This is a genomic window from Streptomyces sp. PU-14G (assembly GCF_041028275.1).
In the GTDB taxonomy this organism is placed as follows: domain Bacteria; phylum Actinomycetota; class Actinomycetes; order Streptomycetales; family Streptomycetaceae; genus Streptomyces.
In genome coordinates this window covers 1-8,607 of record NZ_JASKYT010000278.1, presented here as the reverse complement: position 1 = coordinate 8,607, position 8,607 = coordinate 1, and the positions used below count along the sequence as shown (strand labels likewise).

Below are 8,607 nucleotides of genomic sequence, written 5' to 3'. Positions count from 1 at the left end.
GAAGGCCCCCGGGGCTGGGGACGCGCACGGCGGGCAGGGGGCGGATTCCGGAGCGGGAGAGCGTGCCTCGCGGGGTCCGGCAGCAGCCGAGTTGGCCTCCGCCGGCGCGGTCGGTCCCGCGTCCCCGGACGGACCGGCCCGGGGCGCCGGGTGACAGACCCGTCCCGTACTGTCGTGCCATGCCTCGCCGCACCGCGACCCTGCTCGCCTCCACGCTGCTGCTCATAGCGATGCTCTGCGCCGGAGTGCTCATCAAGGTGCCCTACGCGGAGATGTCCCCCGGCCCGACGGTGAACACGCTGGGTGTGCACGACGGCGATCCCGTGCTCAACATCAAGGACAAGCCCGGCGACAAGGGCGAGCCCAAGAAGTACGACACCTCCGGCCATCTGAACATGACGACGGTCCGCGTCACCGGCTCCGAATACCACATGACGCTCCTGGGTGCTCTCTCCGGCTGGGTGAGCGACGACAGCCTGGTCGTCCCGCACAAGACGCTCTATCCGGAGGACAAGTCGGCCGAGGAGGTCGACCAGGAGAACGCCGAGGAGTTCACCGCCTCCCAGGAGAGCGCCAAGGTGGCAGCGCTCAAGGAGCTCGACCTCCCGGTCAGCTCCTATGTCGCCGTCGGCTCCGTCGAGAAGGGTGCTCCCGCCCACAAGCGGCTGCACGCGGGGGACGCCATCACGGCGGTGGACGGCAAGCCGGTCTCCCAGCCGGAGCAGGTCGGGCTCGTGGTGCGCATGCACAAGCCGGGGGAGAAGGTCTCCTTCACCGTGATTCCGGCTGCCGAGGTGAAGGCCGCCCAGAAGGAAGGCAAGAAGCCGTCCTCCAAGGACGAGGAGAAGGTCACGGTGCGCACCGGCAAGACGAAGGGCAAGAACACCGCCCGGGTCGGCATCACCACCATGCTGTCGCACACCTTCCCGTTCGAGATCGACATCAAGCTCGCCGACATCGGCGGCCCCAGCGCCGGGCTGATGTTCGCCCTGGGCATCGTCGACAAGCTCACGCCCACCGACCTCACCGGGGGGAAGTTCGTGGCCGGCACCGGCACGATCGACGACTCCGGGAAGGTCGGCGAGATCGGTGGCATCCAGATGAAGACGCTGGCCGCCCGCAAGAAGGGCGCACGGTTCTTCCTCACCCCGGCGGGCAACTGCGCCACCGCCGCCAAGGCCAGGCCGGACGGGCTGACGCTGGTGAAGACGTCGTCCATGGACGACGCCCTCAGTGCGTTGCAGAAGATCCGCAAGGGCGAGACGGACAAGCTCTCCCGCTGCAAGGCGCCCTAGGTCAGTTTCGTCCGCTCTCGGCCGGCGGCAGCGGGGAGCTCGTTCTTCGAGAAGCCCCATCCCTCGGGGGAGGTCACTCCTCGAACGTCGCCGCCAGCGCTTCCGCGAGTCCGGGCACCAGGTCGGATCCGGTGAGCACCTCCGTGGAGGCGTCCTTCTCACGCAGCCGCAGTGCCGATTCCCGTTCGCCGTCGCGCAGGACGGCCACCGTCATCCGCACCTCCTGACGCTCGGGGTGCTCGGCCACCCACTGCGTGAGCGCCTCGCCGTCCAGGTCCTCGGGGACGGTGGACTCCGCGGACGGCGGCAGCATCAGCCGCTCGACCGTGAGCGCGCATCCGGCGACGGCGTCGGGCCAGGCGATGGTGGCCAGGAACTCGTCCAGCGGGACGTCCGCGGGGATCTCGTCCTGTTCGATGGGGGTGAGCGCGTCGGCCGGCGCGTCCTTGTCCTGTTCGTCCATGCCGAGCTGCTGGGCCAGCCCGGGTTCCTCGGTGCGCAGTCGTTCCGTGTCGACCAGGGCGAAAAGCCGTGCGGGCTGGTCCCAGCCGAGCCCTGCCGCGTACTCGTCGAGCTCCAGCACCGCGCGGGTCAGGGGGCGGGAGGCGAGGGGCGTGCCCTCGTGGGGGAGGTTGTTCATCCCCACATCGTGCCGCCTCCGGAAGGGAAAAGCCGACTTGGACCCCGGAGACGGGAACTGGGTAAAGCCTCGGTAAGTTGCTTAGGTGGGCCGTACGATGCGGGCCCAGCTTCTGAAGCTTCACACACTGCCGAACTTCGAGGTGCGCACCTTGGCTTTCCAGATGCCGGACCGGGGCTCCGGTGGGGGTCCCTCCGGGCCACGGATCAGAGTGGGCCGGCCATCACGGCGTGCCCGGACGCTGTTGATGACAGCGGGCGTGCTGGTCGTTCTGGCGATGCTTTTCGTCATGTTCTCCGGGTTCTGGACGGACTGGCTGTGGTATCGCTCGGTCGACTACAGCTCGGTCTTCACCAAGACCCTGTGGACGAAGATCGGCATGTTCGCCGTCTTCGGTCTGCTGATGGCGCTCGCTGTGGGATTCAACATCTGGTTGGCCCACCGGCTGCGTCCACCGCTCAGCGCGATGTCGATGGAGCAGCAGAGCCTCGACCGCTACCGCATGGGGCTGGCTCCCTACAAGAAGTGGGTGCTGCTGGGCATCACGGCCCTGGTCGGGCTGATCTCCGGTGCCTCGGCGGCAGGCCAGTGGCGCACCTGGCTGATGTGGGTGAACGGCGTCTCGTTCGGGACGAAGGATCCGCAGTTCCACAAGGACGTATCGTTCTACGCGTTCGATCTGCCGTTCTACCGCTTTCTGCTCAGCTTCGGTTTCGCCGCGGCGATCCTCTCGCTGATCGCCGCCGCGCTGGTGCACTACCTCTACGGCGGGCTGCGGGTCACCACGCCGGGGGCCCGGGCGACGGCACAGGCCACCGGGCACCTGTCGGTGCTGCTGGGTGTCTTCGTCGCCCTCAAGGCGGTTGCCTACTGGATGGACCGGTACGGGCTGGCCGTCAAGTCGGGCGACTTCAAGGCGACGGACAACTGGACGGGCCTCAAGTACGTCGACGCGAACGCGTACCTGCCCGCGAAGACGATCCTGTTCATCATCGCGATCATCTGCGCGCTGCTGTTCTTCGCCACCATCTGGCGCCGCACCTGGCAGCTGCCGGTGATCGGTTTCGGGCTGATGGTGCTCTCGGCGATCCTGATCGGCGGGCTCTACCCGGCGCTGGTGCAGAAGTTCCAGGTCTCGCCGAACGAGCAGGCCAAGGAAGCGCCGTACATCAAGAAGAACATCGAGGCGACGCGCGACGCGTACGACATCGACGACGCCGAGGTGCGCCAGTACGACGGCAAGAGCAAGGCGAGTGACGACAAGCTGCGGGACGCGGCGGACAGCACCGCGAGCATCCGCCTGCTGGACCCGAACGTGGTCTCGCCGACGTTCCAGCAGAAGCAGCAGGTACGCGGGTACTACCAGTTCCCGCAGACCCTGGATGTGGACCGCTACGAGAAGGACGGCAAGGAGCAGGACACCGTCGTCGGCGTCCGGGAGATCAACACCAAGGGGATCCCGGAGAAGAACTGGATCAACGAGCACTTCAAGTACACGCACGGCTACGGCATGGTCGCCGCCAAGGGCACCTCGGTGGACAAGGACGGCGCGCCGGACTTCACGGAGAAGGACCTGCCGCCCAAGGGCGACAAGGGCGAGTACGAGGGCCGGATCTACTACGGCGAGAAGACGAGTCAGTACGCGATCGTCGGCGGCCCGCAGAAGGAGCTGGACTACGCCGACAACGAGGGCGAGAAGACCTACACCTACAAGGGCGACAGCGGCGTCGATCTGTCGAACCCGGTCAACCGGGCCGCCTACGCGGTGAACTTCAACGAGCCGCAGATCCTCTACTCGGGCGCGATCGGTAAGGGCTCGCGGGTCCTCTACAACCGCACGCCCAAGGAGCGCGTCGAGTCGGTGGCCCCCTGGCTGACGATCGACGGCGATCCCTATCCGGCGGTGGTCGACGGCCGCATCCAGTGGATCGTCGACGCCTACACGACCTCCAACGGCTACCCCTACTCGTCGCGGACGACGCTGGGGGACACGACGGAGGACTCGCTCACCGACGGGCAGCGTTCGGTGGTCGCCCAGCAGAACCGGGTGAACTACATCCGCAACTCGGTCAAGGCGACCGTGGACGCCTACTCCGGCAAGGTGAAGCTGTACGAGTGGGACAAGAAGGACCCGGTCCTCAAGACGTGGATGAAGGCCTTCCCCGGCACGGTCGAGCCGAAGGCGTCCATCAGCGACGACCTGATGGATCACCTGCGCTATCCGCAGGATCTGTTCAAGGTGCAGCGTGAACTGCTGCAGACCTACCACGTGACGTCGCCGTCGCAGTTCTACAGCGGCTCGGAGCGCTGGCAGGTGCCGGACGATCCCACGCACAAGGGCAACGCGGTCCCGCCGTACTACCTGAGCTTGAAGATGCCGGGCCAGAAGGACCAGCAGTTCCAGCTGACGACGACGTTCAACCCGAACAAGCGGGAGACGCTCGGCGCGTTCATGGCGGTGGACGCCGACGCACGCAGTGACGAGTACGGCAAGATCAGACTTCTGAGACTTCCGCCGAACACGACGGTCGCAGGACCCTCGCAGGTGCAGAGCAAGTTCAACTCCGAACCGGAGATCGCCGAGATCATCAACCGGATCAGACGAGGTGACTCGGAGGTCGAGTACGGCAATCTGCTGACCGTGCCGCTGGAGGGCGGACTGCTGTACGTGGAGCCTGTCTACGTCCGCGGTGCCGGCGTCAACTACCCCCGTATGCAGAAGGTTCTGGTCACCTACGGGGAGCGGGTCGCCTTCGAGGACAGTCTCGACAAGGCGCTCAACAAGGTCTTCAACACGCCTGACAGAGATGACGGCGGTGAGCGGACCGGGCCCGGTGACCAGGAGAAGGAGAAGGGCGAGAACCCGCCGAACGCCTCCGTGGACGAGGCGCTCAAGGACGCTCAGAGCGCGTACGACGCCGGTCAGAAGGCCCTGGAGAAGGGCGACTGGGAGGAGTACGGCAGGCAGCAGAAGGCGCTGGAGGAGGCGTTGAAGGACGCCTCCGAGGCCGAGCAGTCCGGCGGCGGCAAGAACGGTTCCGGCTCGGGTTCGGGCTCGGAGGCGGGCTCGGGTTCCGGCGGCGGATAGCCGGGTGAGACCACCCCGCGCCATGGTGTAGAGTTATGAACACAACGGCGCGGGGTGGAGCAGCTCGGTAGCTCGCTGGGCTCATAACCCAGAGGTCGCAGGTTCAAATCCTGTCCCCGCTACTCGGATAGGAAAGGCCCGGAGTCAACAGACTCCGGGCCTTTTCGCTTGTGCGGGGGATGGTGGGCCGCCGAAGTTTGGGGTATCTCTTCATCGGGAAGTCGACAAACCGCCGAAGTGACCTCACTGGCTGCGGTATACGAGGTGTACGCGGGTTGCGGGTGGTGCGACGATGGAGCTTATGGGGGAGAAGGCAAGGCCGACGGACCCGGCACGTCCCGGTCCGGGCCCGAGTGTGGAGGAGTACACCGAAAAGACCGCAGCCGCAGTGGCGAACGCAGCCGGACACTCCGTCGGGGACACGACCGCCGCGGACAGTGTGCTGGGGGCCCAACTGCTGCGCCGGGGGGATCTGGACGGCGCCGAGCCGCATCTGCGCGCCGCCACGGCCGCGGGTGACCGCGCGGCTGCCAACAACCTCGGAGTGCTGCTGCACCAGAGGGGGTATACGGAAGAGGCCGCGGAGTGGTGGCGCACCGCCGCCGTCGCGGGATCGGCCGCGGCGGCGCACGCGCTGGGCCGCTACCAGCGGGAGCGCGGTGACGAACCCGCGGCGCACTACTGGCTGCGGCAGTCCGCCGAATCCGGCCACGCGCTCGGCGCCTACGCGCTGGCGGACCTGCTGGAACACCGCGGTGAGGACGGAGCGGAGGAGTGGTTCCGCGCTGCCGCCGAGCGCGGTCACCGGGAGGCGGCCTACCGCGTCGCGCGGCTGGCCGGGGCCCGGGCCGAGCAGTTGGCGGCAGGCGGCGAGGCCGACGCCGCGACCGTACGGGAGGTCGAGGAGGAGGCCGAGGGCTGGTACCGCCAGGCGGCGGCCCGCGGCCACCGCAGGGCGGCGCTGCGGCTGGGCGCGGCCCTGGAGCGGCGCGGCGAGCTCAAGGAGGCCGGCCGCTGGTACCTGACCTCCGCCAAGGACGGTGAGGCACGGGCCGCCTGCGCTCTCGGCTTCCTGCTGCGGGACGCGGGCGACGAGGAGAGCGCCGCCGTCTGGTGGCGCCGTGCGGCCGAGGACGGCGACGGGAACGCCGCCAACGCCCTGGGCGCGCTGCACGCCGACCGCGGCGAGCGGCAGGCCGCCGAGCGCTGGTACCGCGTCGCGCTGGAAGCCGGCAGCGACAACGGGGCGTTCAACCTCGGGCTCCTGTGCGCCGCGCAGGGCCGTACGGCGCAGGCCGAACAGTGGTATCGCCGGGCCGCCTACGCGGGGCACCGGGAGGCCGCCAACGCGCTCGCCGTCCTGCTGCTGCAGCGCGGGGACGCGCAGGGGGCCGAGCCGTGGTTCTCCAAGGCGGCCGAGGCCGGGAGCGTCGACGCCGCCTTCAACCTCGGCATCCTGCACGCCGGCCGTGGCAACGAGCGTGCCGCGCGCGCCTGGTACGAGCGGGCCGCCGCCTCCGGGCACGCGGAGGCGGCCCTCCAGGTCGCCCTCGCGCTGCTGCGCGAAGGTGAACTGCACACCGCGGAGAGGCATCTGCGGTGTGCCGCGGGCGGCGGCAGCGTCGAGGGAGCCTTCAGGCTCGGAGCGCTGCTGGAGAGGGTCACCCGGCCCGACACCGGCGAGCTCGGCTCCGCGCACGAACTCGGGCGCGTCGAGGGCGCCAGACCCGAGTACGAGGAGTGGTATCAGCGCGCGGCCGAGCACGGCCACCGCAGGGCCCAGGTACGGCTGGGCATGTGCGCCGCCGCGCGGGGCGAGGTCGTGGACGCCGCGCGCTGGTACCGCGCCGCGGCCGAGGCGGGCAGTCCCAACGGCGCGTTCAACCTGGGCCTGCTGCTGGCCCGCGAGGGCAGCGAAGCCGAAGCGGTGCTGTGGTGGACCCGCGCGGCCGAGGCCGGGCACGGCAGGGCCGCCCTGCGGCTGGCTCTCCTGAGCGCACGCCAGGGCGAGCTGGCCGAGGGCCAGTTCTGGTGCGCCCGCGCGGTCGAGCTGGGCCCGGTCGAGGTGGCCGAGCGCGCCGCGCGCCTGCGGGACGCGCTGCGCGCGGAGCTCACGGCGTAGGAGCGACCTCCTTCACCAGGGGGCGCCGGTGGCAGCGACGCCGCCGGCGCCCCGCCATGAGCGCTCCCTTCATGAGCGCTGCCACCATGAGCGCTCCCTTCAGGAACGCTGCCGCCATGAGCGCCCCACCATGAGTACCCGGCTGCGACCGCCCTGCCGAAAGGCCGAGACCGCCCTGCCGAAAGGCCGGGACCGCCCTGCCGCAAGGCCGAGACCGCAGTGCTCGGAGGCCTCACGGTGGGCGCTCGGAGGGTGTGCCACACCGGGCACACCCGGCTCGCGGGCCTCGGTTTGCACTGGTCGTCGGCGTGCGTTAAAGTTGTACACACAACGGCGCGGGGTGGAGCAGCTCGGTAGCTCGCTGGGCTCATAACCCAGAGGTCGCAGGTTCAAATCCTGTCCCCGCTACTGAAAGACGAAGGCCCGGATCTGCGGATCCGGGCCTTCGTCATGTTCGCGCGGGGTCCGTCACGGCTCGTGACCGACCGCTTCCGCGTAGAGCCTGCGGTCCACCAGGCGCGCTTCGGGGACGGGCTTGCCCTCGGTGACCCCGGCGTCGCGGTAGGCCTTCTGGAGCCTGTCGGTGGTGCCCTCGCGGATCTCCCAGTCCATCCGGAGCGAGGGCACGGCGGTGATCACCTTCGGGTCCTGCTTGAGGATCTTCGCGAGCTCGGCCACGAAGGCGGGGTCCTTCTTGTAGTCGCCGGCGAAGTAGGTGTTGATCGTACGGATGTACGCGCGTAAAAGGGCGACCCCGGCGTCGACGTCGGTGCTCAGCAGGCCGGGCCCGAACAGCGCGCCGCCCAGGGGCTCGCCGGCCGGCTGGCCGCCCAGGAAGGCGTACTTCTTGTCGTCCTCCACGCGGCGCCACACCGGGTCGAGCAGCCAGGCCGCGTCCACTCCGCCGCTGGTGAAGGCCGTCAGGACGTCGGAGGAGCCGAGTTGCTGGAAGGACATGGTCTCCATGTCGGCGCCGTGTGCGGCGAGGATGGTGTCCATCGGGTAGGAGATCACCGACCCTTTGCCGATCAGGGTTCCGATCTTCCGGTTCGCGAGGGAGACCGAGGACGGCTTCTCGCCCTTGCGCAGGCGGACCCACAGACCGCTCTTGGACTTCGGGTCGGGGAAGAAGTTTCCGGCGACCCAGCGGATGTCGAAACCGGAGTTGATGCCGTTGACGACGGCGGCTTCCGGCGCGGCCCACAGGGCGTCGATCTCGCCCTTGGCCAGGAGCGGCAGGGCTTCGGGGGTGGGCAGCACCTTCAGTTCGACGTCGAGCCCTTCCTTGGCGAACTCGCCCTTGCGGATGGCGATCTGCAGGGGTGCGACGTATTCGGCGGTCAGGGTGCTGGTGGCGAGGGTGAGCTTGCGGGTCTTCTTGAGCTTGCGGGGTGCGGGGGCTCCGGCTTCGCAGCCCGAGTTGATGCCGTTGACGACGGCGGCTTCCGGCGCGGCCCACAGG

5 protein-coding genes and 2 tRNA genes are annotated in these 8,607 nt (G+C 69.2%); 5 read left to right on the top strand and 2 right to left on the bottom strand.

Annotation, left to right across the window (positions count from 1 at the left end):
• Positions 1-179 precede the first annotated feature (179 nt).
• On the top strand, positions 180-1,295 hold the full coding sequence (locus tag AB8Z75_RS25755) for a PDZ domain-containing protein (protein ID WP_369205946.1): 1,116 nt from the start codon (positions 180-182) through the stop codon (positions 1,293-1,295).
• Between the two features lie 73 nt (positions 1,296-1,368).
• On the opposite strand, the gene AB8Z75_RS25750 is transcribed toward AB8Z75_RS25755, so the two are convergent.
• Positions 1,369-1,935 carry a PPA1309 family protein gene (locus AB8Z75_RS25750; protein ID WP_369205944.1) on the bottom strand — a complete coding sequence of 189 codons (567 nt, stop codon included), beginning with the start codon at positions 1,933-1,935 and terminating at the stop codon, positions 1,369-1,371.
• 163 nt (positions 1,936-2,098) lie between these two features.
• Between AB8Z75_RS25750 and AB8Z75_RS25745 the strand changes: the two genes are divergently transcribed.
• The 4 genes from AB8Z75_RS25745 (at position 2,099) to AB8Z75_RS25730 (ending at position 7,553) form a co-directional block, all read left to right on the top strand.
• Positions 2,099-5,023 (top strand): UPF0182 family protein, encoded by a 2,925-nt coding sequence (locus AB8Z75_RS25745; RefSeq protein ID WP_369205948.1) that lies wholly within the window; start codon positions 2,099-2,101, stop codon positions 5,021-5,023.
• A gap of 48 nt (positions 5,024-5,071) precedes the next feature.
• A tRNA-Met gene (locus tag AB8Z75_RS25740) sits at positions 5,072-5,145 on the top strand.
• 170 nt (positions 5,146-5,315) lie between these two features.
• Positions 5,316-7,145 (top strand): tetratricopeptide repeat protein, encoded by a 1,830-nt coding sequence (locus AB8Z75_RS25735; protein WP_369205942.1) that lies wholly within the window; start codon positions 5,316-5,318, stop codon positions 7,143-7,145.
• Between the two features lie 334 nt (positions 7,146-7,479).
• Positions 7,480-7,553, top strand: a tRNA-Met gene (locus tag AB8Z75_RS25730).
• A 60-nt stretch (positions 7,554-7,613) separates the two neighbouring features.
• On the opposite strand, the gene AB8Z75_RS25725 is transcribed toward AB8Z75_RS25730, so the two are convergent.
• On the bottom strand, positions 7,614-8,607 hold a 994-nt coding region (locus AB8Z75_RS25725), incomplete at its 5' end, for an ABC transporter substrate-binding protein (protein ID WP_369205940.1).